25 protein-coding genes are annotated in these 25,012 nt (G+C 72.0%); 8 read left to right on the forward strand and 17 right to left on the reverse strand.

The annotated features are described in order from the left end of the window. Positions 1 to 5 precede the first annotated feature (5 nt). Complete coding sequence (gene hemQ, locus ACFYRY_RS27515) at positions 6 to 737, forward strand: hydrogen peroxide-dependent heme synthase (protein ID WP_389151023.1); 732 nt, start codon at positions 6 to 8, stop codon at positions 735 to 737. Here hemQ and ACFYRY_RS27520 read toward each other — a convergent pair. The 4 genes from ACFYRY_RS27520 to ACFYRY_RS27535 form a co-directional block, all read right to left on the reverse strand. Further along, a complete protein-coding gene (locus tag ACFYRY_RS27520) occupies positions 686 to 2,308 on the reverse strand; it encodes an alpha/beta hydrolase (protein ID WP_389151026.1) in 1,623 nt (540 codons plus the stop codon). The two genes, hemQ and ACFYRY_RS27520, sit on opposite strands and share 52 nt — an antisense overlap. 151 nt (positions 2,309 to 2,459) lie before the next feature. Next, positions 2,460 to 3,248 (reverse strand): DUF4142 domain-containing protein, encoded by a 789-nt coding sequence (locus ACFYRY_RS27525; RefSeq protein WP_389151029.1) that lies wholly within the window; start codon positions 3,246 to 3,248, stop codon positions 2,460 to 2,462. A 334-nt stretch (positions 3,249 to 3,582) separates the two neighbouring features. Next, a complete protein-coding gene (locus tag ACFYRY_RS27530; protein ID WP_389151032.1) occupies positions 3,583 to 4,923 on the reverse strand; it encodes a DUF692 domain-containing protein in 1,341 nt (446 codons plus the stop codon). A 227-nt stretch (positions 4,924 to 5,150) separates the two neighbouring features. Beyond that, positions 5,151 to 5,363: a hypothetical protein gene (locus ACFYRY_RS27535; protein WP_389151035.1), complete on the reverse strand. Its 213-nt coding sequence runs from the start codon at positions 5,361 to 5,363 to the stop codon at positions 5,151 to 5,153. Between the two features lie 337 nt (positions 5,364 to 5,700). Between ACFYRY_RS27535 and ACFYRY_RS27540 the strand changes: the two genes are divergently transcribed. Beyond that, positions 5,701 to 6,954: an RNA-guided endonuclease InsQ/TnpB family protein gene (locus tag ACFYRY_RS27540; protein WP_389151038.1), complete on the forward strand. Its 1,254-nt coding sequence runs from the start codon at positions 5,701 to 5,703 to the stop codon at positions 6,952 to 6,954. A 34-nt stretch (positions 6,955 to 6,988) separates the two neighbouring features. Here the strand turns inward: ACFYRY_RS27540 and ACFYRY_RS27545 are convergent, their stop codons facing one another. After that, positions 6,989 to 7,705 (reverse strand): peptidyl-tRNA hydrolase, encoded by a 717-nt coding sequence (locus tag ACFYRY_RS27545; RefSeq protein ID WP_389151041.1) that lies wholly within the window; start codon positions 7,703 to 7,705, stop codon positions 6,989 to 6,991. A 45-nt stretch (positions 7,706 to 7,750) separates the two neighbouring features. Here ACFYRY_RS27545 and ACFYRY_RS27550 point away from each other — a divergent pair, with 45 nt between their 5' ends. Further along, a complete protein-coding gene (locus tag ACFYRY_RS27550) occupies positions 7,751 to 8,629 on the forward strand; it encodes an ATP-binding cassette domain-containing protein (protein ID WP_389151044.1) in 879 nt (292 codons plus the stop codon). Further along, complete coding sequence (locus ACFYRY_RS27555; RefSeq protein ID WP_389151048.1) at positions 8,626 to 9,297, forward strand: ABC transporter; 672 nt, start codon at positions 8,626 to 8,628, stop codon at positions 9,295 to 9,297. The genes ACFYRY_RS27550 and ACFYRY_RS27555 overlap by 4 nt, the downstream gene beginning before the upstream one ends. Positions 9,298 to 9,362: 65 nt before the next feature. On the opposite strand, the gene ACFYRY_RS27560 is transcribed toward ACFYRY_RS27555, so the two are convergent. The 9 genes from ACFYRY_RS27560 to zapE form a co-directional block, all read right to left on the reverse strand. Further along, positions 9,363 to 9,542: a hypothetical protein gene (locus tag ACFYRY_RS27560; protein ID WP_389151051.1), complete on the reverse strand. Its 180-nt coding sequence runs from the start codon at positions 9,540 to 9,542 to the stop codon at positions 9,363 to 9,365. Between the two features lie 39 nt (positions 9,543 to 9,581). Further along, positions 9,582 to 11,102, reverse strand: coding sequence for an FAD-dependent oxidoreductase (locus ACFYRY_RS27565; protein WP_389151054.1), 1,521 nt, complete (start codon positions 11,100 to 11,102; stop codon positions 9,582 to 9,584). Positions 11,103 to 11,130: 28 nt separating this feature from the next. After that, positions 11,131 to 12,012 (reverse strand): PPK2 family polyphosphate kinase, encoded by an 882-nt coding sequence (locus tag ACFYRY_RS27570; protein ID WP_389151057.1) that lies wholly within the window; start codon positions 12,010 to 12,012, stop codon positions 11,131 to 11,133. 22 nt (positions 12,013 to 12,034) lie between these two features. Next, a complete protein-coding gene (locus ACFYRY_RS27575; RefSeq protein WP_389151060.1) occupies positions 12,035 to 13,402 on the reverse strand; it encodes a PhoX family protein in 1,368 nt (455 codons plus the stop codon). Between the two features lie 91 nt (positions 13,403 to 13,493). Continuing rightward, positions 13,494 to 14,270, reverse strand: a complete 777-nt coding sequence (locus ACFYRY_RS27580) for a slipin family protein (RefSeq protein WP_389151063.1) — start codon at positions 14,268 to 14,270, stop codon at positions 13,494 to 13,496. A gap of 159 nt (positions 14,271 to 14,429) precedes the next feature. Continuing rightward, complete coding sequence (locus ACFYRY_RS27585) at positions 14,430 to 15,920, reverse strand: SulP family inorganic anion transporter (RefSeq protein WP_389151066.1); 1,491 nt, start codon at positions 15,918 to 15,920, stop codon at positions 14,430 to 14,432. A gap of 8 nt (positions 15,921 to 15,928) precedes the next feature. Then, positions 15,929 to 16,507, reverse strand: a complete 579-nt coding sequence (locus ACFYRY_RS27590; protein WP_389151069.1) for a carbonic anhydrase — start codon at positions 16,505 to 16,507, stop codon at positions 15,929 to 15,931. Positions 16,508 to 16,584: 77 nt separating this feature from the next. Then, the gene (locus ACFYRY_RS27595) at positions 16,585 to 16,977 is read right to left on the reverse strand and encodes a hypothetical protein (protein WP_389151071.1); all 393 of its coding nucleotides are present in this window, start codon (positions 16,975 to 16,977) and stop codon (positions 16,585 to 16,587) included. Positions 16,978 to 17,227: 250 nt separating this feature from the next. After that, positions 17,228 to 18,349, reverse strand: a complete 1,122-nt coding sequence (zapE, locus tag ACFYRY_RS27600) for a cell division protein ZapE (protein ID WP_389151074.1) — start codon at positions 18,347 to 18,349, stop codon at positions 17,228 to 17,230. Between the two features lie 142 nt (positions 18,350 to 18,491). Here zapE and ACFYRY_RS27605 point away from each other — a divergent pair, with 142 nt between their 5' ends. From ACFYRY_RS27605 to msrB, 4 genes are all read left to right on the forward strand, one after another. Then, positions 18,492 to 19,295: a pyrimidine reductase family protein gene (locus ACFYRY_RS27605; RefSeq protein ID WP_389151077.1), complete on the forward strand. Its 804-nt coding sequence runs from the start codon at positions 18,492 to 18,494 to the stop codon at positions 19,293 to 19,295. A 216-nt stretch (positions 19,296 to 19,511) separates the two neighbouring features. Then, positions 19,512 to 19,985: an indole-3-glycerol phosphate synthase gene (locus tag ACFYRY_RS27610; RefSeq protein WP_389151080.1), complete on the forward strand. Its 474-nt coding sequence runs from the start codon at positions 19,512 to 19,514 to the stop codon at positions 19,983 to 19,985. Between the two features lie 302 nt (positions 19,986 to 20,287). Next, the gene (gene murC, locus ACFYRY_RS27615) at positions 20,288 to 21,682 is read left to right on the forward strand and encodes a UDP-N-acetylmuramate--L-alanine ligase (protein ID WP_389151083.1); all 1,395 of its coding nucleotides are present in this window, start codon (positions 20,288 to 20,290) and stop codon (positions 21,680 to 21,682) included. A gap of 52 nt (positions 21,683 to 21,734) precedes the next feature. Further along, positions 21,735 to 22,142 carry a peptide-methionine (R)-S-oxide reductase MsrB gene (msrB, locus tag ACFYRY_RS27620; RefSeq protein WP_389151086.1) on the forward strand — a complete coding sequence of 136 codons (408 nt, stop codon included), beginning with the start codon at positions 21,735 to 21,737 and terminating at the stop codon, positions 22,140 to 22,142. On the opposite strand, the gene ACFYRY_RS27625 is transcribed toward msrB, so the two are convergent. The 3 genes from ACFYRY_RS27625 to ACFYRY_RS27635 are packed head-to-tail and all read right to left on the reverse strand — an operon-like array spanning position 22,102 to position 25,003. Then, on the reverse strand, positions 22,102 to 23,424 hold the full coding sequence (locus tag ACFYRY_RS27625) for an NAD(P)/FAD-dependent oxidoreductase (RefSeq protein WP_389151089.1): 1,323 nt from the start codon (positions 23,422 to 23,424) through the stop codon (positions 22,102 to 22,104). The genes msrB and ACFYRY_RS27625 overlap by 41 nt on opposite strands. Continuing rightward, on the reverse strand, positions 23,421 to 24,215 hold the full coding sequence (locus tag ACFYRY_RS27630) for an amino acid ABC transporter ATP-binding protein (RefSeq protein WP_389151092.1): 795 nt from the start codon (positions 24,213 to 24,215) through the stop codon (positions 23,421 to 23,423). The genes ACFYRY_RS27625 and ACFYRY_RS27630 overlap by 4 nt, the downstream gene beginning before the upstream one ends. After that, entirely contained in the window at positions 24,212 to 25,003 is a 792-nt protein-coding gene (locus ACFYRY_RS27635; RefSeq protein WP_389151094.1) for an amino acid ABC transporter permease, read from the reverse strand. Before ACFYRY_RS27635 ends, ACFYRY_RS27630 begins: the two co-directional genes overlap by 4 nt. Positions 25,004 to 25,012 lie beyond the last annotated feature (9 nt).

Consider the following 25,012-nt stretch of genomic DNA (forward strand, 5'->3'; position numbering starts at 1 on the left):
GAGCCATGAGCGACGACGCCCCCACCACCGAGTCCGGCAGGGTCCCGAACAAGGGCAAGCTGGCCAAGGACCTCAACGAGACCATCCGCTACACCCTCTGGTCCGTCTTCCAGCTGAAGGACGTGCTTCCCGACGACCGCGCGGGTTACGCCGACGAGGTCCAGGAGCTGTTCGACCAGCTCACCGCCAAGGACGTGACGATCCGCGGCACCTACGACGTGTCCGGTCTGCGCGCCGACGCCGACCTCATGATCTGGTGGCACGCGGAGACCAGCGACCAGCTCCAGGAGGCGTACAACCTCTTCCGCCGCACCAGGCTGGGCCGCGCCCTCACACCGGTGTGGTCGAACATGGCGCTGCACCGCCCCGCCGAGTTCAACCGCGCGCACATCCCGGCGTTCCTCGCCGACGAGTCGCCCCGCGACTACGTCAGCGTCTACCCCTTCGTGCGCTCCTACGACTGGTACCTGCTGCCCGACGAGGACCGCCGCCGGATGCTCGCCGACCACGGCAAGATGGCCCGCGGCTACCCGGACGTGCGCGCCAACACGGTCGCCTCGTTCTCCCTCGGCGACTACGAGTGGATCCTCGCCTTCGAGGCCGACGAGCTGTACCGCATCGTCGACCTCATGCGCCACCTGCGTGCCTCCGAGGCCCGGATGCACGTCCGCGAAGAGGTCCCGTTCTACACGGGCCGCCGCAAGTCGGTGGCCGACTTGGTCGCCGGGCTCGCCTGACGTGATTCCGGCTCCGGGTGCGGCGCACAGGCGGCGCGCCGCCCCGGAAGCCGCCCTTCCAGCAGGTAGGCGTCCACGTGCCCGTTGACGCACGGGTTCGGCCCGCCCGCGATCCCGTGGGTGCCCGCGTCCCGCTCCGTCACCAGCACCGACCCCGACAACCGCCGACGCAGTTCCAGCGCCCCCTCATAGGGTGCGGCGGCGTCCCGCTCGGCCGCCAGGATCAGCGTCCCCGGCACCTCACCGGGGCCGGTACGCACATCGAGGGGCCGCTGACGCGGCGCGGGCCAGTACGCGCAGGGCAGGTTCGTCCACACGTTGTCCCAGGTCTCGAAGGGCGCCACCCGCGCGAGCCGGGTGCTGTCCCGGTCCCACACCTCCCACTGGGTGGGCCAGGGCGCGTCGTTGCACTCGACGGCCGTGTACACCGCGTGCGCGTTCTCCGCGTCGGCCGCCGTCTCCGGGTACGGCTGGGCCTGCTCGATCAGCGGCTGCGGGTCGCCCTTCAGATAAGCCGACAGCGCCTGCGCGCGGTGCGGCCAGTAGTCGTCGTAGTACCCGGCCGACAGGAACGCCTCGCGCAGCTGCCCGGGGCCGACCGTCCCGCCCGCCGGCTTCACGGCCAGCTGGGCCGCGGCCTTCTCGTAGCTGCGCAGCACGTCGTCCGCCGTGTCGCCCAGCCCGTACACGTCGTCGTGCCGGGCGACCCAGTCCCGGAAGTCCTGCCAGCGGTCCTCGAACGCGGCCGACTGGTCGAGGTTGTTTCGGTACCAGATCTGCTCGGGGTCCGGGTTCACCGCCGCGTCGAACACCATCCGCCGTACGTGTGAGGGGAAGAGGGTCGCGTACACCGCCCCCAGGTAGGTGCCGTACGACGCACCCATGAACGTCAGCCTCGACTCGCCGAGCGCGGCGCGCAGGACGTCCAGGTCGCGGGCGTTGTTGAGGGAGGTGTAGTGCCGCAGCGCGTCACCGGCGCGCCGCGCGCAGTCAGCCGCGTACGCCTTCGCCCGTGCGACGCGTTCCTTCTTGTACGACTCCGAGGGATGCGTCGGCGCCTGTGTGGGCGCTTCGAGGAAGGTCTTGGGTTCCTGGCAGGACAGGGGCGCGGACCGGCCCACCCCGCGCGGGGCGTAGCCCACCAGGTCGTACGCCGCCGCGAGCCGTTTCCACTCGGGGAGCACGCCGATCAGCGGGAAGTACATGCCGGAACCGCCGGGTCCGCCCGGGTTGAAGACCAGGGAGCCCTGCCGGGGCACCCGGCGCTTGCTGTTGTTCGGGTCCTTGTGGGTGGCCGGCACCCGGCTCACGGTCAGTTCGATCTGCGGGCCGTCGGGCCGGGCGTAGTCGAGCGGCACGGACACGGTGCCGCACCGTACGGTGCCCGGCAGGTCCTCCGCGGCGGGGCAGGCGCCGAAGTCGACGCCCCTCGCCCCGGCCCGGGCGGCGGCCACCGCCGTGCCACGCAGCTCGGCCGCGCCCGGCGCCCCGGAGGCGCCGCCGGCCGGGGCCGCGGCGAGCGTGGTCAGCAGCAAGGTCGCGGCAGCCGAGTAGAGGGCGGGCGCTCGCATAGGTGTCCCTTCGGTGCACGACAGCAACAAAGGGATGTTTCGCCCGGCTGTTGGCGAAGGCAAGCACCACCCGGCCGGTGTCGGGCCCGATACCCCCGTACGCCCCCGTCGCGGCACCGCTGTGCCCGCCAGTTTCCGGCGGACGCCCGGGTCAGGAGGTCTCGGGTGCCGGTGGCGGCGGGTTGGAGGCGGGAGGCGGGAGCGGATACGTCGGGGAGGGTGACGGGGTCACCGGGACGACCGGGCCGGGGCCGGTGATCGGGCCGGGCGGGGTCGGGGAGCCGGTGACCGGGGGAGTGCTCGCGGCCGCCATGTCCCGGGCCAGGGCGTCGAAGTCGACGTACCCGGTGGCCTCCAGGACCTTGATGTGGTCCAGCACGGTCGTGTTGGCGTCGTCGGCGAGGGCACGGACGAGCGAGTTGCGGGTGGCGGCCCTTACCTGGGCGACGACTGAGAAGACCTTGCCGTGCGCCAGCCGCAGGATGTTGGCGAAATGGCGGTCGTAGTCGACGCCTTGGGCGGTGTTCAGGGTCGCGAGCCACTGCTTCTGCTGCTCGGTCGGCTCGTTGGGCAGCTCCAGGCCGAGCTGGGTGGCCACGTCCCGGACCCGCTCGTCCAGGAACGTGTGCCCCTCGACCAGGTGCGTGCCCGCCGTTCGTACGGCCTGAGTCGTGCCCTTCTGCTGCGCCTGCTGACCGGCGGGCAGCTCCCACAGGCCGGCCAGTCGGACCTTCGTGACGAAGTCCCGGTCGAGAGCGGACAGCGGCCCGTACACCGTCGACACGGTCTCGGCGTTCAGTACGTCCACGCCGGTGGCGGGCTGGTCGTCGTACGACCAGAGCGGGAAGATCAGCGCCACGAAGGTCGCGATCAGACCGACGATGATGATGCCGGTGCCGGTGAAGATGCCTCTGCCGTTGACGGGGGGACGGGGTCGCATGGTGCCTCCTGTTGCGGCACCGCACGCTAGTGGGTTTCAGGTGCGGGGTTGACATGTTACTGCGCGGTCTACGTCAACTGCCGTACGGGGGAGGAAGGTTGCATCAAGGGCGAGTCGGGATGAATGGGAGAAGGGTAGTGGGGGACGTATAGGGGCGAAGCGCCGTGAAGCGGGCGTCCTGGCTCGGATGGTTGTCAGGAGTGTTAACCCTGGCACACCTGCGGGGCCGACCCGGGGGGCCCGCGCTTAGTGGGGGAGGCCGAGTTGGCGTAGGTCGTGCGGGCCACGTGGCTGGACGGGGTCGGTCGGTCACCGGTTCGGCCGCGGGCTGTGGTCAGCGACGCAGCAGGACCCGTCGCGTGGCGCGAGCCAGCCGCGCCGTCGGGCGCTGCGAGCGCGGTGCCGGGCCCGACCGGTCCAGCCACCACTCCCGCAGGTGCCGTCGTGCCGTCGGGTCCTCCGGCTGCCCGGCGAGCAGCACCTGCTCGGCGAAGTCCAGGGCGTCGCGGCGGTAGCCGTCCGTCATCGGGTGGCCGTGGGCGTAGGCGAGGAAGGCCGGGCGGTAGCCGGGGCCGAGGATGGCCGGGAGTTCGGGGGCGACCTTCGCCACGACGTCCGCCCGCTTCCCGCCGAGCGCGCGGGCCTGGACGCCGAGGCGTACCCGGTCGAACCCCTCCGGGACGGGCGTACCGGCGACCAGCGCGGACAGCAGCGCCGTCTGTGCGAGGGCGAGCCGCTGGCGGGCGAGGTCGTCGGCCGGGGACGGCGGCGCCGGAGCCGCAGCCGGAGCCGGTGTGGTCGTCGCGTCGGCAGGCCGGGTGGCGTCGGTCCGGGATCCGGCGGGCAGCGCGCCGCCTTTCTCCAGTGCCTCCCGGATCGCCTCCAACTCCCCCTCCAGCTCGGCCGGTTCGGGGAAGTTCTCGTCGCGTTCCAGCAGGACGCCCGGCGGGCGGACCCGGGACGCGAGGTCGGTCAGGATGTCGAGGACCGGGCGGGGGACCGGGTGGGCGTGGCTGTCGTGCCAGACTCCGTCGCGTTCGAAGCCACCCGCGACATGGACGTACGCGATGGCCTCCAGGGGGAGGTCGGCCAGCGCCTCGGCCGGGTCCTCGCCGCGGTTGACGTGGTTGGTGTGCAGGTTCGCCACATCGATGAGCAGGCGCACCCCGGTGCGGTCGGCCAGTTCGTACAGGAACTGCCCCTCGGTCAGCTCCTCGCCGGGCCAGGAGATCAGGGCGGCGATGTTCTCGACGGCGAGCGGTACCGGCAGTGCGTCCTGGGCGATGCGGACGTTCTCGCACAACACGTCCAGGGCGTCGCGGGTGCGCGGTACCGGCAGCAGATGGCCCGCCTCCAGGCCGGGGGAGGCCGTCAGGGTGCCGCCCGCCCGGACGAACGCGATGTGCTCGGTGACCAGCGGTGAGCCCAGTGCCTGGGCCCGCTCGGCGAGGGCGGTCAGTCGTCCCGGGTCGGGGCGGTCGGCGCCGCCGAGGCCGAGCGAGACGCCGTGCGGGACGACGGTGACCCCGCGCTCACGCAGCCGCAGCAGGGACTGCGGCAGGTGGCCGGGGCAGGTGTTCTCCGCCACGACCTCGACCCAGTCGATGCCCGGCATGCGCTCCACGGCGTCCGCGATCTCCGGTCGCCACCCGATGCCCGTCCCCAGTCGCTCCATCGTCTCCTCCTACGCCCGGCCGCACCTTGAACCCGCTGAGTCGTCTCCCTCGAGTCGTCCCCTTCGACGCTCCTTCGGCATGACGTGGGTATGGCCCGGGCGCGCGGACTCGAACCGCTGGGCGTCCGCGTTCAGAGCAACATTTGAGGTTCGCTTCGGACCGGTCCCGAGTCGAGCGCGCCGGGCGCGGCCGGCGTCAGAAGGTACGGTCGGGACGGCCAGGGCGTTCAAACAACCCTTGGCCAACGCTCCGGCGCCCGCCCCAGCAGCCGAAGCGTCTCCGTCAGCGGTGCCGCCCCCTCCGGCACGTCCAGCGCGGCGGCGAACGCGGACCCCGGAGCGCGTGCCGCCGGGGCCGTGGGGACGAGCCGGGCGACGGCGAGCGCGGCGCCGAGTACCTCGTCCGGCAGGTCGAGGCCGGTGCCGAGGCTCGCGGCCACGTCCCAGGCGTGCACGACGTAGTCGACGAGGTGGAAGCCGATCGCGGTCCTGCCACGGAAGCTCCCCTGTTTCTTGCGAGGAGGCCACGGTGTTCACGCCGGGGAGGAATGGCATCCGGGTGTCGCGACGCGGGGCGTAGCGCTGTATCCGGTTCAGGCGCGGAGCGCCGGTACCGCTGTCGGTATTGCCGTGGTGATGCGAACGCGTGTGCCTGTGATCGCTGGTCGGGGTGGTGGGTGTGGGATCGGGGGACGTGTGTGCGGCGGTCGTACGTATGGTCCTTCGCAGGGTTCGGGGCGGCATGTCGTCCTGGCCGGGACACGGTGAGGGGGCGAGATGGCGCAGGCGGGGGTGGCTGCGGAGGGTGGGCATGCCCGGTACACCTTCCGGTTGCGCGTGTCGTCCACCGCTCGCATCGCCCTGGCGGCGGAGTGGGACCGATGCCGCTGGGTGTGGAACGAATGCGTGGCCAAGTCCAGGGCCGTGTACCTGCGCAACAAGGCGGCCGGAGCGAACCAGACGTGTGGCCCGGCGCTGCTCGACAAAATGCTGACCGAGGCCCGGAAGACAACGCCGTGGCTGCGTGAGGGCTCGTCGGTCCCTCAGCAGCAGATCATCCGCGACTTCGGCCGCTCCCGTGCCAAGGCGTGCAAGGACATCCGCGAGCGCCTGCCCATGTCGCGCCGGGCGGGGATGCCGAAGTGGAAGACCAGGCGCGAGGCGCTGCCGTCCCTCAACTACACCAAGCGCGGGTTCCGGTTGAAGGACGCCCGGCTGCACTTGGCAGGCGGCATCGTCCTGACCGTGGTGTGGTCGCGGAACCTGCCGGGGGAGCCGTCCTCGGTGCGCGTGTATCAGGACAGCCTCGGGCACTGGTACGCCTCGTTCGTCGTGCCCGCCCAGGTCCAGCCGCTGCCGGAGACGGGCCGCGTGCTTGGTGTGGACTGGGGTGTGAAGGAGACGGCGACCACCACGTCCGACGCGCACGACCTGCCGCACGCCGGATACGGCCAGAAGGCGCAGAAGAAGCTGAGCCGGTACGACCGGATGATGGCCCGCCGCAGGCCGAAGAAGGGACAACCGGCGTCGAAGGGCTATCGCGAGGCGAAGAAGCTGCGGGCGAAGGCGTACAAGAAGGTCGCCAGGCAGCGCGAGGACACCGGCCGTAAGTGGGCCAAGAAAGTGGTCCGCGACCACGACGCCATCGCTGTGGAGGACTTCCGCCCGAAGTTCCTCGCCAAAACCACCATGGCCCGCAAGGCCGCTGACGCCGCCATCGGCGCCACCAAGACGGCCCTGATCGAAATGGGCCGCAAGCACGGGCGGGACATCCGTCTTGTACACCCCGCGCACACCACGATGGACTGCGCGCACTGCGATGCGAGAGCCAAGCATCGCTCCCCCACTGCCTCAAGGGCGTGGGGGGACCCCCAGCCGCTGGGTGAGCGCACCTACACCTGCACCGCATGCGGAAGCGTGTCCCCGCGGGACAAGAACTCCGCACGCGTGATGCTCGTCCGGGCTGGTCTCAACCCGGCTGGTGCCGAGGGCGGAAGACCTCCTGGAGCGCTGCTCCAGGAGGCGGCCTGAGCCAGGAATCACCTCCCTTCAGGGAGGTGAGGATTCAACGCAACGCCGGATGGTCCGCGACGACCGTGCAGGACCCGGGCGCGATCTCGGTGAACCCGGCGTCCCGCACCAACGGCAGCCCGCTCGTGGTCAGTTCACCCCAGCGGCCAGGGTCCGCGGCCCGTACGGCGAGGGGGAACCCCGCGTCCCGCCACCCGGCCCGCTCCTCCTGCGACAGGTCCCACCACGCGAGTTGGGCCCCGTGACCGGCCTGCGCCATCGCCTTCCCGGCCGACATGTCCAGCTCCGGGTTCAGCCAGAGCACGGGCCCCGACGGGTCCGCGGCCACCGGCGGCTCCGGATCGTCCAGGTCGGTGCCGGACACCTGGAGCCGGGCCAGGTCCTTGGGCCACCCGTCGAGCGGCACCGGCGGGAAGACCCGCACCTCCGCCGACTTCCCGGCCACGGTGATCCCGGGCAACGCCACCGCCCGCCGCCACTCGGCCCCCCGGGCCCGCCGCACCACCTTGCGGATCCGCGCGTCCTGCCAGTCCCGCATCGCCCGCGCCCACTCGCCCTCGCCGACCGACCGCTCGTCGGCCAGCATCAGGAGCACGGCCCGGGCCGCGGTCTCCAGGGCGTCGGTACGGGCCGGAGGAGCGTCCCGCTCGATGCGGACGACCAGCGGCAGCACGAACTGCGGCGCTTGGTCCCGTGCGCTGGGGTCGGACCGGAAAGGGCTGTCGTCGCTCGACGTCGCATCTTCACTCACGGAACCAGTCTGCCAACCGCCGGCGCGCGCGACATGATGTCCCCCATGCAGAACGCGTTACGGCTGGAGAACGTGGGCCGCCGCTACGGCCTGAGCGGTTCCTGGGTGCTGCGCGGCATCGACCTGACCCTCGCCCCGGGCGAACTCGTACGGATCGAGGGAACCAACGGCACCGGCAAGTCCACCCTGCTGCGCCTCCTGGCGAGGATCGACGCCCCCACCACGGGCCGCGTCACCGGCCGCCCCCGAACGGCCTACGTGCCCGAACGCTTCCCGTCGGCCCTGCCCTTCACTCCGTCCGGCTACCTCACCCACCTCGGCACCGTGCACGGCCTGAGCCGCACCGCCGCCGCACGGGCCGCCGACGAGTGGCTCGACCGGTTCGGCGCGGCAGCCTACGCCCGCACCCCGATGCCCCACCTGTCGAAGGGCAGCAGCCAGAAGGTCGCCGTAGCCCAGGCCCTGCTCGCCGAACCCGAACTGCTCGTCCTCGACGAGGCGTGGACCGGACTGGACACCGACGCCCGGGCCGAACTGGAGCGGGCCGTGGCCGAACGCACCGCCGCCGGCGGGGCCGTGGTGTTCGTCGACCATGACCCGCGCCGCCTGGCGGGCGTGCCCGACGCCGCATACCACGTCCACGACGGCACCCTCGAACGCCGTACGGAACAGGCGACGTCGCCGTCCGGTCCGCAGGTCGTCGTCGAAGCGCAAGGCCCGCCCGGCGCACAGCTCCCCGCCGTCACGGTCACGTCCGCCGAGGAGACCGTCCCGGGCACCTACCGCCTCAGCGTCCCCGCGTCCCACTCGGACGTGCTGCTCCGGCACCTGCTCACGGCCCACCCGCCGTGGCACGTGCGCGCCGTGACCCGCGCCGACGCCCCCACCGACGCCCACCCCCACGGCCAGGAAGACCCCAGGTGACCGCCCTCCTCCGCTACCAGGCCGCCCTCCTCGTCCGCTCCCAGCGGTGGCTGCCGCCCTTCATCCTGTACGCCGCGTTCCTGGGCGTGGGGGTGCAGGGCGGCCAGCCGGTACTCGACTCCCTCGGGTACACGGCCGCCGCGCTGCTGCCCGTCGCCGCCTGGCTGGTGCGGATCTGCGTCACGGGCGAGCCGGTGGCGGCCGGCCACTGCGTGGCCGCGGCGACCGGGCCCGGGCGGGCGCACCTGGGCCGGCTGCTGGTGGCGCTGGGAGCGTCGGCACTGCTCGGCGCGGTCGCGACGGTGATCGTCACCTGGATCAGCGACCCGGCGAGCTCCGACCACCAGACCCGGGTGCCGTTGCTCCCGGCGGGCGCGGCCGGGCTGCTCGCCGCGCTGGCCTGCGCCCTGCTCGGCACGGCCGTCGGCGCGCTCACCAGCCGGCCCCTGCTGCGTTCGACCGGCCGGGCGGTCCCCGCGCTGCTGCTCGCGGCACTGCTGGCGCTGGTGGTGTCCGGCTCCCCGGCGCAGGCGGCGGTCGACGGCCTGGTCACCGGCTCCCGCTCCGGCACCGTCGAGCTGCCCCTGCTGCCGCTCGCCGGGGCCGCCCTGCTCGCGGCCGCCGCCACCGCGACGGCCTGCGCGCTCACCTCCCGCAGGTCACCCTGAGGGCACCGGAGAGCACGGGGGCGCGGGGAGCACAGGGAGCACGAGGAGCACGGAGATGAAGGGGATCACCCCGAACAGGCCGTGCGCTGCGCTTCCTGCCACTCGCACACCGGACACAGCGTGATCCCCTTGTACGACTCCGGGTACTCCGTCGGCTCCCGGCACAGCACGCATTCCGCGTACGGCGGGCCGTCAGTCAGCGGCGGCTTCCCGTCGTCGCTGATCGTGCGGTACTCCTCGCTCATGCCTCCAGCGTAGGGCGGCCGCACGCACCCCTGCCCCGCTCAGATCTCCCGCTGCTCCAACGGCCGGACCGCCGGCCCCTGGACCACCTTGCCGTCGGTGTCGAAGCGGGAGCCGTGGCAGGGGCACTCCCAGGCGCGCTCGGCGGCGTTGAAGGCGACCAGGCAGCCCAGATGGGTGCAGCGCGCGGAGAGGGCGTGCAGGTGGCCGGCCTCGTCTCGGTAGACCGCCAGCCGACCGCCCTCGGTGCGGACGACGGCGCCCTCGCCGGGCGGCAGGGCCTCGACCGGCGGCGAGGGCCGCAGCCGGTCACCGACGAAGTGGCGGGCGACCTCTGCCTGCGTCTTGAGGAACGAGGGGGCCTCGCGCACCGTCGAGCGCAGTCGGCGCGGGTCGTACAGCTCGCTCCACGCGCACTCCTCGCCCGAGATCAACGCGGTGAGCAGGCGGCCCGCCATGATCCCGCCGCTCATTCCCCAGCCGCCGAAGCCGGTGGCGACGTACGTGTGGCGGGCGCCCGGGTGCATCGGGCCGACCAGCGGGACGGTGTCCGTGGGGTCGTTGTCCTGGGTGGCCCAGGCGTGGGTGAGGGTGACGCCGGTGAAGTGCTCGGCGGCCCAGTCGGCCAGGTGCTCGAAGCGCGTGCGGGTGTCGCCGGTGCCGGGCGTGAAGTGCTCCCCGGTGACCACCAGCAGGCGCTCCCCGGCCCCGTCGGAGGGTGCCGTACGGACCGAGCGGGTGCCCTCGTCCGGTGTGATGTACATGCCCTCCGGGTCGCGGTCGGCGGCCATGGTCCCGGCGACGACCAGCTCGCGGCGCGGGGAGAGCCGGGTGAACAGCAGGGACCGGTCGAAGACCGGGTAGTGCGTGGCGACCACCACGTCCCGGGCGGTCACCCGTGCCCCCGTGTCGGTGGTCAGCCGGCACGGCTCGCCCTCCTCCAGCCCGACCACGGTGGTGTGCTCGTACACGTGCGCGCCCCGCGCCACCAGGTCCTCGGTGAGGGCCAGCAGATACTTGCGCGGATGGAACTGGGCCTGCCCGGTGACCTTCACCGCGCCCGCCACCGGGAACGGCAGCCCGGTCTCCGTCACGAACGACGCCGGAAGTCCCGCCTCGTGCGCCGCCCTCGCCTCGGCCCGCAGCTCCTGCTCACGCTCCGGGTCACGGGCGTACGTGAAGGCGCTCCGGCGCTCCCAGTCGCAGTCCACGCCGAGCTCGTCCGCGATCTCCGCGGCCCGCTCGACCGCCTCGGTCTGCGAGCGGGCGTACAACCGGGCCCCCTCGGGGCCGCGGGTGCGCCGCAGCTTGTCGTAGATCAGGGTGTGCAGGGCGGTGAGTTTGGCGGTGGTGTGCCCGGTGACGCCGGCCGCGACCCGGTCGGCCTCCAGCACCGCCACCTGCCGGCCGGCCCGCGCGAGCTCCCACGCCGTGCTCAGCCCCGCGATCCCGGCGCCGATGACCGCCACGTCCACCGTGAGATCGTCGACCAGTGCCGGGCGCTCCGGGCCGGGCGCGGTCCGGAGCCAGTACGAGCCGCTGACATGCGGGTTCTCGGTCATGCGGGCCGAGTACCCCGTCCGCGCCGGTTCACCGTGCGAGCAGCCGCCGACGGCACGCCTCAATGTCGAAGTCGGCCTTCGGGTACTGCGGGTCCAGCGCCCCGAGGTGCTCCAGGAGCAGCCGTCCCACCGCCCAGTTCCGGTACCACTTGCGGTCCGACGGGATCACGTACCAGGGGGCGTACGACGTCGAGCAGCGCTCCAGCGCGATGCCGTACGCCTCCTGGAACGCCGGCCACAGCGCCCGGTCGTCGATGTCGGACGGGCTGAACTTCCAGTGCTTGTCCGGCCGGTCCAGGCGTTTGAGCAGGCGGTCGCGCTGTTCCTCGAAGGAGATGTGGAGGAAGCACTTGATGAGGGTGGTGCCGTCGTCGGTGAGGGACTTCTCGAAGGCGTTGATCTCGTCGTAGCGGCGCTCGATCTCGTCGCGCGGGGCGAGCTCGCGGACCCGGGCGACCAGCACGTCCTCGTAGTGTGAGCGATCGAAGATGCCCAGCTCACCGGGGTGCGGGAGGGACTTCTCGACGCGCCACAGGAAGTGGTGCGCGCGTTCCTCGGGGGTGGGGGCCTTGAACGCCCGGACCCGGCAGCCGGACGGGTTGCAGAACCCGATGACGTGCTTGATCGTGCCGCCCTTGCCACTGGTGTCCATGCCCTGCAGGACCAGCAGCACCCGGCGCCGGTCGCCGGCCGTGCTCGCCGCGAACAGGCGTTCCTGCAGGTCGGCGAGGTGTTCACCGATCCTGGTGGTGTCCGAGAGGCCCGCGACCTTGCTCCCGGGGCCGAGCGGGACGGAGCGGGTGCCGAAGGAGGACAGATCGACCGGCTCGCCGCCCGGTACCCGCAGCAGCCCGCTCAGATCGGCCTTGTCCTCCTTCTCGGACTTCCGCTTGGCGTTCTTCCCGGCCACGGGGCACTCCCTTCCCGTCCGGCTACTTACGCCACGGTCCGGTCACCGCGAACGTCGTTCCGGGCGTGTAGCAGTTCACGTACATCGTCTTGCCGTCCGGGGAGAAGGTCACTCCCGCGAACTCGCCCCATTCCGGCTCCTGTGGAGTGCCCAGGTTCTGGCGGTTGCGGGCCATGGCGTACACCTCGCCGCGCCGGGTGACGCCGAAGACGTGCTGGGCGCCGTTGCCGTCCTCGCAGACCATCAGGCCGCCGCTGGGGGCGAGACAGATGTTGTCCGGGGACTCGCCCGGCAGCTGTACGTCGGTGTCCGGGCCGAAGACGATCACCAGGGTCAGGCGGCGCGCCGACGGGTCGTAACGCCAGATCTGCCCGAAGTGGTCGGCCGCCGAACCCTCCGCGCTGTGCGCGAAGGAGGACACGAAGTAGACGTTCCTGCCGCCCCAGTAGCAGCCCTCCAGCTTCTGCGCGTGCGTGATGCCCTTCGGGCCGAAGTCCTGGAGACGGACCGGGGTGCCGACGGCGAGCGGGTCCGGCACGTCGACCCACTCGACGCCCCCGAAGGAGGCGCCGGTCTCCTGGATCGAGGACAGGTCCGGTACGCCGGGCACCCGCATCGCCTGGAGCCGGCCGCCGACGCGCAGCGATCCGAGGCCGCCCAGCGGCTTCTCGGGCAGGAAGCGGTAGAAGAGCCCGAAGGGCTTGAGGAAGGCGTCCTCGGTCTCGTAGACGACGCCGCGCTTCGGGTCGACGGCGATGGCCTCGTGCTGGAAGCGGCCCATCGCGGTCAGCGGGACCGCGCCTGAGCGGTGCGGGTCGACGGGGTCCACCTCGAAGATGAAGCCGTGGTCCTTGGTGTAGCCGTTGGTGCCGGCCTTGTCCTCGGTTTCCTCGCAGGTCAGCCAGGTGCCCCACGGGGTGGGCCCGCCCGCGCAGTTGACCGCCGTACCGGCGATGGCGACCCGCTCGGACAGCACGTCACCGCGGGCGTCCAGGGTGAGGGCCGTACAGCCGCCCTTGCCGGCCGGATCGTAGGTGAGGCCCTCGATGGTGGGGACGGCGAGCGTGGCGGTGGTGCGGTTCTCGTGGTTGCGGACCAGGTGGACGCGGCCGTGTCTGCCGGGGAAGGCCGACATGCCGTCGTGGTGGGAGGGGACCTTGCCCTCGCCGGAGCGCAGCGGGTCGCCCTCGCGGGACAGGACCCGGTAGTGGAACCCCTTCGGCAGATCGAGCAGGCCCTTCGGGTCGGGGACGAGGGGCCCGTAGCCGGTGTGGCCGAGGGACTGCGCGGCGGCGGTGCCCGCGAAGAGTTCGGGGAGGGCTCCGGTGAAGGCGATGCCCATTCCCAGGGCGCCGGACCGGGCAAGGACGTGACGTCGTGTTGCGGACATGGCGGTGCGACCTTCCTGCTGGCGGACAGGAACTGTGACGCCGCTGTGTCTATCACCTGGGTCGGGCCGCGGGAACCACGCGCGTGGCGTGTCACTGCTCGGCGGGGTGGTCCTGCGCCCTTTCGAGGAAACGCAGCAGTTCCACCGGGAAGGGCAGGACCAGCGTGGAGTTCTTCTCGGCGGCGACCGCCACGATCGTCTGCAACAGCCGCAGCTGGAGCGCCGAGGGGGTGTCCTCCATCTGCTGGGCGGCCTCGGCGAGCTTCTTGGAGGCCTGGAGTTCGGCGTCCGCGTTGATGATCCGGGCCCGCCGCTCACGGTCCGCCTCGGCCTGCCGGGCCATGGAACGCTTCATGGTGTCCGGCAACGAGACGTCCTTGATCTCCACCCGGTCGATCTGCACACCCCAGCCCACGGCCGGACTGTCGATCATCAGCTCCAGGCCCTGGTTGAGCTTCTCGCGGTCGGACAGCAGGTCGTCGAGATCGCTCTTGCCGATGATCGAACGCAGCGAGGTCTGCGCCATCTGCGAGACGGCGAACCGGTAGTCCTCGACCTGGACGAGGGCGTTCGCCGCGTCGACCACCTTGAAGTACACGACGGCGTCCACCCGCACGGTCACGTTGTCGCGGGTGATGCCCTCCTGGCCAGGCACCGGCATCGTGACGATCTGCATGTTCACCTTGTGCAGGTGGTCCACGAACGGCACCACCGTGGTGAATCCGGGCGTCCGCACATCACCGGCGAGCCGTCCCAGCCGGAAGACCACGCCCCGTTCGTACTGCTTGACGACCCGCGCCGCCGAGGCCATGTACACCAACCCGGCGACACCGGCGGCCACGGCCGCCGCCACAAGATCCTGGAGCATCCCGACCTCCTCGGGAAGAGGCCCGCTATGTCTGCTCCTGTAACGATATGCCCGGTGCCTGGTCCAGGGCTACGACAGACCTCGGACCAGGCACCGGTGCGACTACGGGGCGGTGGCCCTCGCCGGTTCCATGACCGGCTCCGCCACCGACTTCCTCATCTACGACGCCGTGGTGACTTTCATCGGCTCGGGCTCCGTGACCCGGACCGGTTCCGTACCGACCGCGCTGTGCCGTTCGGCCCAGTTCTCCAGTGCCGTACGGCAGGCGTGGTCCAGGTGGTGCAGCCCGGTCAGGTCGAGCTCGACCGGGCGGTCCTGGGGCTGGGCCTCCAGGCTGTCGAGGATCTTCGGCAGCCTCAGGAAGGTCGCGTTGCCGGACAGGTACACCCGGACGGGGCCGGCGCCCTTGTCGACGACCTCCATCTTGAGGTGCGAGGCCTCCCAGGCGGTCTTGACGACGGACAGCGCCAGACCGATCAGCACGCCCTCGAACATGTTCACCGCGACGATGGACACGGCCGTGACCATCAGGATCAGCGCCTCGCCACGGTGGTCCCGCCACAGCGACACGATCCCCCGGAAGGGGATCAGCTTCCAGCCCGCGTGCACCAGGATGCCGGCCAGCGCGGGCAGCGGGATCAGCGCCAGGGCCGACGGCAGCAGCACCGCGAACAGCACCAGCCACACACCGTGCATCACCCGGGACGCCTTGGTCTTGGCGCCCGCCTGGACGTTGGCGGAGCTGCGCACGATGACCGCGGTCATCGGCAGCGCGCCGAGCGCGCCGCACACCGCGTTGCCCGCGCCCTGAGCCATGAGCTCCTTGTCGTACTCGGTGCGCGGACCGTCGTGCAGCCGGTCCACCGCGGCCGCGCTGAACAGGCTCTCGGCGGAGGCGATCAGGGTGAAGGCGATGATCGTGCCGAAGATGGCCGGGCTCGCCAGCTCGCCGAAGGCGTCCATGCCGGGCGGCTGGATGGAGTCCAGCAGGCCGTTCACCTCGACGGTGGCGATCGGCAGACCGAACACCTGCGTGACCGCGGTGGCCAGGACGACCGCGGCGAGCGCGCCGGGCACCGTCCGCACCTGCTTCGGCAGCCGCTTCCACAGCACCATCACCGCGATCGTGCCCGCGCCGACCGCGAGCGAGGTGAGCGCCACGGTGCTGCCGAGCGCGTCCACCGCGGCCCCGGGCAGCCCCAGGATCTTGTCGAGGCCGGAGGTGGGCGCCTTCAGGCCCGCCGCCGAGTACAGCTGGCCGGCGATGAGCACGAGGCCGATACCGGCCAGCATGCCCTCGACGACCGAGACGGATATCGCCCGGAACCAGCGACCCAGCTTCAGGGCGCCCATGGCGAGCTGGAGCAGGCCGGTGGCCAGCACGATCACACCGAGTGCGGGCAGTCCGAACTCGCTCACCGCCTCGAACACGAGCACGGTCAGACCCGCCGCCGGTCCCGAGACCTGGAGGCTGCTGCCCCGCATGAGGCCGGTGACGATACCGCCGACGATGCCGGTGACGAGCCCGAGCTCGGCCGGCACCCCGGAGGCGACGGCCACGCCGACGCACAGCGGCAGCGCGACCAGGAAGACGACGAGGGAGGCGGCGAAGTCCTGCCGCAGATGAGGGAACTTGCTTCGGTTCTCCACGGCGGCCCTCACAGTGCGCGGTAGGTGTCGGAGGAAACGTCGTGCGTCAGCACCGACCCGGTGTGCACCTCGTAGTACCAGGCGTGCAAGGTGAGTTGGTCCTCCGCCAGCTTCTTGTCGATGAACGGGTACGAACGCAGCCGCAGTACCTGCGCCAGGACGTGGTTCTGCACGCCCTCGGCCACGCACGGGTCCTCGACGGCGCCCGTCGGGCACGGTGTGGCCTGGGTGAGCCACTCACGCACGGCCGGTACGGCGGTCAGGTCGTCGCCGCGGACCAGGGCGCCGACGGCGCCGCAGTGCGAGTGGCCGCAGACCACGATGTCGCGGACCCCCAGCACCTCCACGGCGTACTCGATGGTGGCCGCCTCGCTGGTGGGGTGCTCGGAGGCGTACGGGGGGACGATGTTGCCCGCGGTGCGCAGCTCGAAGAGCTCGCCGGGACGGGCGCCCGTGATCAGTGCCGGGACGACCCGGGAATCCGAGCAGGTGATGAACAGGACCTGCGGTGACTGGCCTTCGGCCAGCTTGGCGAACTCCTCAGGGCGCTGTCCGAACGTGCGGGCGTTGTCGATGAGGGGCTGCATATGTGGTGACTCCTCCTGGCGCGCCTGAGGCGCGTCGGGCTTACATGACAGAGGTGGGGGGAACGACTGCTCTGCTGTCAGCAGCGGAAGACCTGGAGTGTGGCCGGGGAGTGCGCTGCTGGGGGTCTTGACAGGCGGAACGCGCCGGCCCGCACCTGTTCGCGCGGGTCCGCCCGGTCCTGGACCGGCATCGGGCGCTCGGGCCCCGACGGGGCGAAGTCGACGGCGCGATGCCGGTCGCGGGTGTGCAGCGGACCGGCCGGGCCTCCCGTGGGACCGCAGTGGTGGTGCGTGGCGATCTCGTCGCGCAGTGACTTCCCGAGGAGCTTGACCCCGGGCTGGGCTTTGGCCACTGCTTGACGGGTCGTATGCGCGGATGCGAAGGAAACGGTGGGAGCGAAGAACTGGAGAGCCAGGAGGGTGGCGGCGACGAGGGCCAACGCGACGCGTACCGGCCTACCTCGGAACATGTGCCCCCCTCCAGGTGAGTCGCGACTCCGGCTCAGCCCTAGTCCGGACCAACGGTTGGTCAATGGCTGGTCAAGAAACACATTAACCCTGCAAAGTCATTTGCAGGGTTAACTTAACGTTACGAGCTGAAGAGAGGCTGAAGCGCGCTGTATCGGTGGCGCGAACCGCCTCTTGATCTTGGTGAATCGTTCGAGTAGGGGCCGCGAGTTCGACCGGCGAGACCGGTGAGTCCGGTGAGATCCGGTGAGGTCAGCTCGGCTCGACGAGTCCCTCGGCGTCCCGCGCCAGAGCGGTCAGGCGGGAGATCGCGCGGAAGTACTTCTTGCGGTAGCCGCCGTTCAGCATCTCCTCGCTGAACAGCCGGTCGAAGGGCGCGCCCGAGGCCAGGACCGGGACTTCACGGTCGTAGAGCCGGTCCGCGAGGACGACGAGCCTGAGGGCCGTCGACTGGTCGGGCACCGCCTGGACGTCGGTGAGGCAGACCGCCCGCAGGTCGTCGGTCAGGGCGCCGTAGCGGCTGGGGTGGACGCGGGCGAGGTGCTCAAGCAACTGCGGGAAGGCGTCCAGTGAGGCACCCGGCGTGGTCCGCGCGGCCCGGGTGACCTGCTCCTCGCTGTGCGGCGCCGGGGCCTTGGGCAGGCCGCGGTGGCGGTAGTCCTCGCCGTCGATGCGCAGCGCGCGGAAGTGCGCGGACAGGCCCTGTATCTCCCGCAGGAAGTCGGCGGCGGCGAAGCGGCCCTCGCCGAGCTTGCCCGGCAGGGTGTTGGAGGTGGCGGCGAGCGCGACACCCGCGTCGACCAGCTTGCCGAGCAGGGTCGAGACGAGGACGGTGTCGCCGGGGTCGTCCAGCTCGAACTCGTCGATGCACAGCAGACGGTGCCCGGAGAGAGTCTGGACGGTCTTCTGGAAGCCGAGGGCGCCGACGAGGTTGGTGAGCTCGACGAACGTGCCGAACGCCTTGAGCGCGGGCTCGGCCGGGGTCGCGTGCCAGAGGGAGGCCAGCAGGTGCGTCTTGCCGACGCCGTACCCGCCGTCGAGGTAGACGCCGCGGGGGCCCGCCGGGGTGCTGGGTGCCTTGGCCCTGCCGAAGCCCCTGCCGAGGCCGAGGAAACCGCCGCGCCGGCCGGCGCCGGTCGCGTGCGCGCCGCCGAGCCCGGCGGCGAAGGACTCCAGGACCCCTACCGCCTCCGTCTGGCTCGGCTGGTTCGGGTCCGGGATGTACGTGCTGAAGCGCACCGAGTCGAACCGCGGCGGCGGCACCATCTCGGCGACCAGTCGATCCGCGGGGACATGCGGCTCACGGGCGCACAGGGACAGCGGGGCGGCGTCGGCCATGGGGCCGAATCCGGACGCGGCGGGGGTGGTAGACACGGTCACCCATGCTAGGCCCTGCGTGGCCCTTCCCGTCTGCCGCCCGACGCCATGCTCGGGTCCGGCCCGTCCTCGCCGGGGCTGCCGGAACGGCGGGATTTCCGGAAGTGAGGTTTCCCGTACGCGTGGAACACTTCACGGCATGCGACGCCTGTTCCCTGTGACCGACGAGACAGCCGAGACGGTGGCCCAGACGCGCGGGGAGGGGGAGTGGAGCCTCGCCGAGCTGGCCGAGGCCTACGCCTACCCCGAGCCGGAAGCCGGGGCCGGGGCCGGTGGGCCGGGTTCCTGGCTGCGGGCCAACATGGTGTCCACGCTCGACGGGGCCGCTCAGCACGACGGACGTTCGCAGCCCATCTCCAGCGCGGCCGACATGCGGATCTTCGGCACCCTGCGGGCCCTCGCGGACGTGGTCGTCGTCGGTGCGGAAACGGTACGCCAGGAGGGGTACCGCCCGGCACGCGCGCGCGAGGAGTTCAGCGCTGCCCGGGAGGCCGCCGGGCAGGGCCCGGTGCCGGCGATCGCGGTGGTCAGCGCGAGCCTGGACCTGGACTTCTCGCTCCCGCTGTTCACCTCGCCCCTGGTGCCCACCCTGATCCTCACGGGCGCCGCCGCCGCCCCGGACCGGATCGCCGCCGCCGAGAAGGCCGGCGCCCGGGTGGTGACCGCCGGGGACGGAGTCGGCGTGGAACCCGCCCGTGCCGTCCGGGCACTTGCCGAACTCGGTCTGACCCGGCAGCTCACCGAGGGCGGCCCACGGCTGCTCGGTCAGCTGGTGACCGCCGGGGTGCTCGACGAACTGTGCCTGACCGTGGCCCCGATGCTCACCGCGGGGGACGCGCAGCGCATCGCCGGGGGGCCCACGGTCAGGGTGCCGCAGCGGTTCGCCCTGGTCTCCCTGCTGGAGGAGGAGGGATTCCTGTTCAGCCGGTACCGCCGGACCTGAGCCCGGTCCGGCCGTGTGTGCGGCTTGTCCGGGAATGCCGCGACTGGTACCACTGGCACCGGCATCGCCGAAATATTCCGATCCGATTGAATCCCGACGGGCAGACTGAATCCGGCAGTACCCGTGCGATCACGGGGCAGGATGGTTTCCGCAGGGGCTGGCAGGCCGACGGAGGACAGAAGACCCGCCGGGTCTTCGAAGGAGAAGGGGCGTCTGGTGTTCACAAGCGTTTTGATGATCGAGAAGGCCCTGACGTCCGCCGACGTGGAGTTCGTCACCACCTTGCACGGTGATGAGCAGGTCGCCTTCCAGGTGCTGCTGCAGCCCCGCGGCGACCAGGCGGACCGGCTGCTGCGGGCCATCGACGACGTCGCGCTCGGCGAGCTCGACGACGCCGCCCGGGAGCGGGAGACGCCGGAGGGGCAGGACGCGAGGGGCCCGGCGGAGCAGGCGCTCGACGTGTCCCTGCGGGCCCTGCGGGCGACCGGCAGCGAGGCGGACGGGCGACTGATCGAGGACCACCCGCTGGACGCGTTGAAGTCCCTCGTGGAGCAGGTCGGCGCGGACGAGGTCATCGTCCTGACCGACCCCCACTACGTCGAGGAGTTCTTCCACCGGGACTGGGCGTCGCGGGCGCGCCACAAGGTGGGAGTGCCGGTGCTGAAGCTCTTCTCCCACAGCAAGGCCTAGGGGGTGTCCGCAAAGTCCCGCCTGCCCTGCGACGCCCGGCACGCACTCTCGCCGCACCGGGCGAACACCCGAGTACGACCAGTACGCGGGCGTCCGCCCGGCACGCCGAGAGCACGCACCGGACGCCGCAGGGCCCGCCCTTCGGGCGGACGACGCGACTTTGCGGACACCCCCTAGCCGTTCGGGAGCCGGCCCGTCCTGGCTGGTCGCGCGGTTCCCTGGCGCCCCTGGCTCGGCCGCGGCCTCCGTGCGCAATAAGGTGGGGCCTCACCCGTCGTATCGCACCCCTGGGAGAAACGCACATGGCACCCGGCCTCCCCACCGCCATGGACCGACCGCACTTCATCGGCATCGGCGGCGCCGGGATGTCGGGGATCGCGAAGATCCTCGCGCAGCGCGGGGCCCATGTCGCGGGCAGCGACGCCAAGGAGACCGGGACCGCCGAGGCGCTGCGGGCGCTGGGTGTGACCGTGCACATCGGGCACGCGGCCGGGCATCTGGCCGACGACGCCACCTGTGTCGTCGTCTCCTCGGCGATCCGGGCCGACAACCCGGAGCTGGCCCGGGCGGCCGAGCTGGGCATCCCGGTGGTCCACCGCGCGGACGCCCTCGCCCGCCTGATGGACGGCCTGCGTCCGATCGCGGTCGCCGGAACCCACGGCAAGACCACCACCACGTCCATGCTCGCCGTGTCGCTGACCGAGCTGGGCCTTCAGCCGTCGTACGCGATCGGCGGGGACCTGGACGTCCCCGGGTCCAACGCCCGGCACGGCGACGGCCAGATCTTCGTCGCCGAGGCGGACGAATCCGACCGCAGCTTCCACAAGTACGCCCCCGAGGTCGCGATCGTCCTCAACGTCGAGCTCGACCACCACGCGAACTACGCGTCGATGGACGAGATCTACGAGTCCTTCGAGACGTTCGCCGGCCGGGTCACCGCGGGCGGCACGCTGGTGATCGCGGCGGACCAGGACGGCGCGCGCGAGCTGACGCGGCGCGTGCCGGCCGGTGACCTGCGGGTGGTGACGTACGGCGAGTCCGAGGACGCGGACGTACGGATCCTGTCCGTGACGGCGCAGGGGCTGAAGAGCGAGGTCGTCGTCCTGCTGGACGGCGAGCAGTACACCTTCACGGTCTCGGTGCCCGGCCGGCACTACGCGCACAACGCGGTGGCCGCGTTGGCCGCCGGTGTGGCCCTGGGTATCCCGGCGGCCGAACTGGCCCCGGCGCTGGCCGCGTACACGGGCGTCAAGCGGCGCCTCCAGCTGAAGGGCGAGGAGGCGGGCGTGCAGGTCGTCGACTCCTACGCCCACCACCCGACCGAGATGACGGCGGACCTGGAGGCCATGCGCGCGGCGGCCGGGGACGCCCGCATCCTGGTCGTCTACCAGCCGCACCTGTTCTCCCGCACCCAGGAGCTGGGCAAGGAGATGGGCGAGGCGCTCGCGCTGGCCGACGCCTCGGTCGTCCTCGACATCTACCCGGCCCGCGAGGACCCGATCCCCGGGGTGACCAGCGAGCTGATCATGGCCGCCGCCCGGGCCGCGGGCGCGGATGTGACCGCCGTCCACGACAAGGGCGAGGTGCCGGAGCTGGTCGCGGGAATGGCGAAGCCCGGTGATCTCGTTCTCACCATGGGCGCCGGAGATGTGACGGACCTCGGTCCGCGGATCCTGGACCGTCTCGCCCGGAAGTGACTCGCCCAGAAGTTGCTCGCACAGAGGACCAGAGGAAAAGGGGTTGGCCGACATGTCGTACAGCGTCGAGAAGCCGGACGAGCAGTGGCGCGCGGAGCTGACCCCGTCGGAGTACGCCGTGCTGCGTCAGGCGGCGACCGAGCCCGCCTTCACGGGTGAGTACACCGACACCAAGACCCAGGGCGTCTACTCCTGTCGTGCGTGCGGTGCCGAGCTGTTCACCTCCACCACGAAGTTCGAGTCGCACTGCGGCTGGCCGTCCTTCTACGACCCGAAGGACACCGACGCGGTGGAGCTGATCCAGGACACGTCCCACGGGATGGTGCGGACCGAGGTGCGGTGCGCGCGCTGCGGATCACACCTCGGGCACGTGTTCGAGGGGGAGGGGTATCCGACCCCGACCGACCAGCGGTACTGCATCAACAGCATCTCGCTGCGGCTGACGTCCGACGAGGGCTGAGCCGGCCGCGCAGCCGGTCGAAGCGGAACGGGGCCAGGTCCTCGGGGCGGCGGCCGGTGCGGACGAACTCGGCCAGCCGGTGGCCGGTGACCGGCCCCAGGGTGACACCCAGCATGCCGTGTCCGGTGGCCGCGAAAACGTTGTCGTGGCCCGGCACCCGGTCGATGACCGGGAGCCCGTCCGGCAGGAAGGGCCGGCCGCCGACCCAGGGATCGCGGATCAGGCCCACCAGGTCGTCCGGGTCGTCGAACCAGGGGCCCAGGTAGTGCCGACTGGCGAGGGCCACGGCCACCACCCGGCGCCAGTCGAGGCGGTTGTTGTTGCCGCTGAGCTCCATCGTCCCGCCGATCCGGGTGGTCGCGCCGATCGGTGACGCGACCGCCCGGCGTTCCCCGAAGTACAGGGTGTGCCGGGGCGCCGGGGTCAGGTCGACCGAGAAGCTGTAGCCCTTGCCCGCCTGCAGCGGCAGCGGGGCGCCCAGGTCGCCCAGCAACCCCGCGGAACGCACCCCGGCCGCGACGACCACGGCCGTACAGGCGATCTCGCCCTGAGTGGTCCGCACCGCGGTCACCCGTCCCGCCGAGGACCGGAACCCGGTGACGTCCGCCTGCTCGCGGATCTTCACCCCGCTCGCGGCGAGGGACTCCCCGAGCCCTCGGGCGAACGCCTCCGGGTCCACCACGCCCTCACCCTCGACGAGGTACGCCGCGCGCACCCCGCTCGACAGGGCGTCGTCCAGCAGCCGGGCCCCCTCGCCGGTGACGACGTCGTCGGGCATCGGGTAGCGGCCGTCCGCCATCTCCCGCTGGAGGGCGAGGTGGTGGCGGGCCTCGGCCGCGGACAGGAAGGCGTGCACCATCCCGGGACGCGTCAGGGTGGTCTCCACACCCGCCTCGCGCAGGCCGTCGAAGAGATCGAAGGTGGTGCGGTTCAACTCGGCGATCGCCGAACAGCCGCGCCGGAAGGTCTCCGGGGTGCTGCTGCGCCAGAACCGCCACAGCCACCGTACGAAGGCAGGGTCGGGCAGCGGACGCAGATACAGCGGCGAGTCCGGGCGCCCCAGTGAGCGCAGCGCGTAGCGCACAACACCCGGTGCGGGGACGGGCGTGGAGTGGCTGAGGCAGATCCAGCCCGCGTTGCCCCGGGACACCCCGGAGCCCAGTCCACGCCGTTCGACGATCTCGACCGGCAGCCCGGCCGCCGCCAGGTAGTACGCCGTGCACAGGCCCACCACACCGCCCCCCACCACCACGACGCTTCCGGCGCCCGGCGCCGCGCTCATGACGTGGATCCGAACGCGGCGAGGAACTCCCGGGTGCGGGCCCGGGCGGGGTTGTCGATGACGTCCCGTGGCCTGCCCTCCTCCACGATCCGCCCGCCGTCAACGAAGACGACGTGGTCGGACACCTCCCGGGCGAAGGGGAGTTCGTGGGTGACCAGCAGCATCGTCATGCCGTCCGCGGCGAGTTCGCGCATCACGCTCAGCACCTCCCGGGTGGCCTCCGGGTCCAGCGAGGAGGTGGGTTCGTCGAAGAGCAGGACCTCGGGCCGCAGCGCCAGCGCCCGGGCGATGGCGACCCGCTGCTGTTCACCGCCGGAGAGCTGCTCGGGCTGGGCGAGGCCGCGGTGGGCCACGCCGACCCGGCGCAGCAGCGCCACCGCGCGCTCCAGCGCCTCCTGCTCCGGGATGCCCGCTCTGCGCTGGGCGAGGACGACGTTCTCCACCGCAGTGAGATGCGGGAACAGGTGGAAGCGCTGGAACACCATGCCGACGGTGCGGCGCAGCCGGGGCAGGTCACGGCAGACCGTCCGGCCGTCTTGGTGCACCACCTCGCCGGCCACCTCGACGGTGCCCCGGTCCGGGCGTTCCAGCAGGTTGACGCAGCGCATCAGGGTCGTCTTGCCGCCGCCGCTCTGGCCGATGACGCTCACGATGCGGCCGCGGCCGACCTCCAGATCCACGTCGTCCAGGACCACCCGGCCGTCGAAGGACTTGCGCAGGCCCTCGATGCGGACGACCGCGTCGGCGCGGGCCGGTGGTACGGCTTCCGCCGTGGTGAGGGGCTCGGTCATGCCGCCGCCTCCTTCCGCTCGATGTCCGTACCGAGGTCCGTGCCGAGGCCGGTGCCGATGTCCGTGCCGGGGTCCGCCGCGAGCAGCACGCGGGCCGCGCGCACCCTGCGTCGCCGCCACGGGGACAGGGGGACGCCCGCCCGTACCTTCCGTTCCAGCAGCAGCAGGAGCTGGGAGAGCGGATAGCACAGCGCGAAGTACAGACCGGAGATGACCAGGTACACCTCCAGGGCCCGGAACGTGGCCGAGGTGATCAGCCGCCCCTCGGACATCAGCTCGGCCGCGGAGACGGTGACGAGCAGCGAGGTGGACTTGAGCAGGTCGACCAGCATGGTGTTGGTGCCTGGCAGCGCCTGACGGACCGCCTGCGGCAGCACCACCTGGCCGAAGATGCCCGCCCGGCCGAGCCCCAGCGCCTCGCCCGCCTCGGTCTGCCCGGCGTGCACCCCGCCGATCGCGGAGCGGAAGATCTCGGAGAGGTAGGCGGCGTAGAAGACCACGAGGCTCAGACAGCCGGCCGTGAACACGTCCAGCCGGATCCCGGCCGACGCCAGGCCGAAGTACGTCAGGAAGATGATGGCCAGCAGCGGGACGTTCTTGAACACCTCGGTGTAGACGGCGGCCACGGCCCGCGCGGGCCAGGCGCGGCTCAGCCGGAGCAGCGCCACCGCGAGGCCCAGCAGCACCGCGCCGACGAAGCTGACCGCCGTGTACGAGACGGTACGGCCGAGCGCGTCGATCAGGTCGGGCCGGTAGTCGGACCAGGGGACCTGGAAGAGACCTGACATCGTCATCCC

The organism is Streptomyces sp. NPDC005263, assembly GCF_042872365.1.
Classification (GTDB): Bacteria; Actinomycetota; Actinomycetes; order Streptomycetales; family Streptomycetaceae; genus Streptomyces.

Coding starts and splice junctions, on each gene's coding strand:
- ACFYRY_RS27630 (WP_389151092.1), bottom strand. CDS start 24,215: ATGACCGAGCCCCTCACCACGGCGGAAGCCGTACCACCGGCCCGCGCC.
- ACFYRY_RS27565 (WP_389151054.1), bottom strand. CDS start 11,102: ATGACCGAGAACCCGCATGTCAGCGGCTCGTACTGGCTCCGGACCGCG.
- ACFYRY_RS27580 (WP_389151063.1), bottom strand. CDS start 14,270: ATGCTCCAGGATCTTGTGGCGGCGGCCGTGGCCGCCGGTGTCGCCGGG.
- ACFYRY_RS27525 (WP_389151029.1), bottom strand. CDS start 3,248: ATGCGACCCCGTCCCCCCGTCAACGGCAGAGGCATCTTCACCGGCACC.
- hemQ (WP_389151023.1), top strand. CDS start 6: ATGAGCGACGACGCCCCCACCACCGAGTCCGGCAGGGTCCCGAACAAG.
- ACFYRY_RS27520 (WP_389151026.1), bottom strand. CDS start 2,308: ATGCGAGCGCCCGCCCTCTACTCGGCTGCCGCGACCTTGCTGCTGACC.
- ACFYRY_RS27605 (WP_389151077.1), top strand. CDS start 18,492: ATGCGACGCCTGTTCCCTGTGACCGACGAGACAGCCGAGACGGTGGCC.
- ACFYRY_RS27590 (WP_389151069.1), bottom strand. CDS start 16,507: ATGCAGCCCCTCATCGACAACGCCCGCACGTTCGGACAGCGCCCTGAG.
- ACFYRY_RS27560 (WP_389151051.1), bottom strand. CDS start 9,542: ATGAGCGAGGAGTACCGCACGATCAGCGACGACGGGAAGCCGCCGCTG.
- ACFYRY_RS27595 (WP_389151071.1), bottom strand. CDS start 16,977: ATGTTCCGAGGTAGGCCGGTACGCGTCGCGTTGGCCCTCGTCGCCGCC.
- murC (WP_389151083.1), top strand. CDS start 20,288: ATGGCACCCGGCCTCCCCACCGCCATGGACCGACCGCACTTCATCGGC.
- ACFYRY_RS27575 (WP_389151060.1), bottom strand. CDS start 13,402: ATGTCCGCAACACGACGTCACGTCCTTGCCCGGTCCGGCGCCCTGGGA.
- ACFYRY_RS27550 (WP_389151044.1), top strand. CDS start 7,751: ATGCAGAACGCGTTACGGCTGGAGAACGTGGGCCGCCGCTACGGCCTG.
- ACFYRY_RS27635 (WP_389151094.1), bottom strand. CDS start 25,003: ATGTCAGGTCTCTTCCAGGTCCCCTGGTCCGACTACCGGCCCGACCTG.
- ACFYRY_RS27540 (WP_389151038.1), top strand. CDS start 5,701: ATGGCGCAGGCGGGGGTGGCTGCGGAGGGTGGGCATGCCCGGTACACC.
- ACFYRY_RS27625 (WP_389151089.1), bottom strand. CDS start 23,424: ATGAGCGCGGCGCCGGGCGCCGGAAGCGTCGTGGTGGTGGGGGGCGGT.
- msrB (WP_389151086.1), top strand. CDS start 21,735: ATGTCGTACAGCGTCGAGAAGCCGGACGAGCAGTGGCGCGCGGAGCTG.
- ACFYRY_RS27530 (WP_389151032.1), bottom strand. CDS start 4,923: ATGGAGCGACTGGGGACGGGCATCGGGTGGCGACCGGAGATCGCGGAC.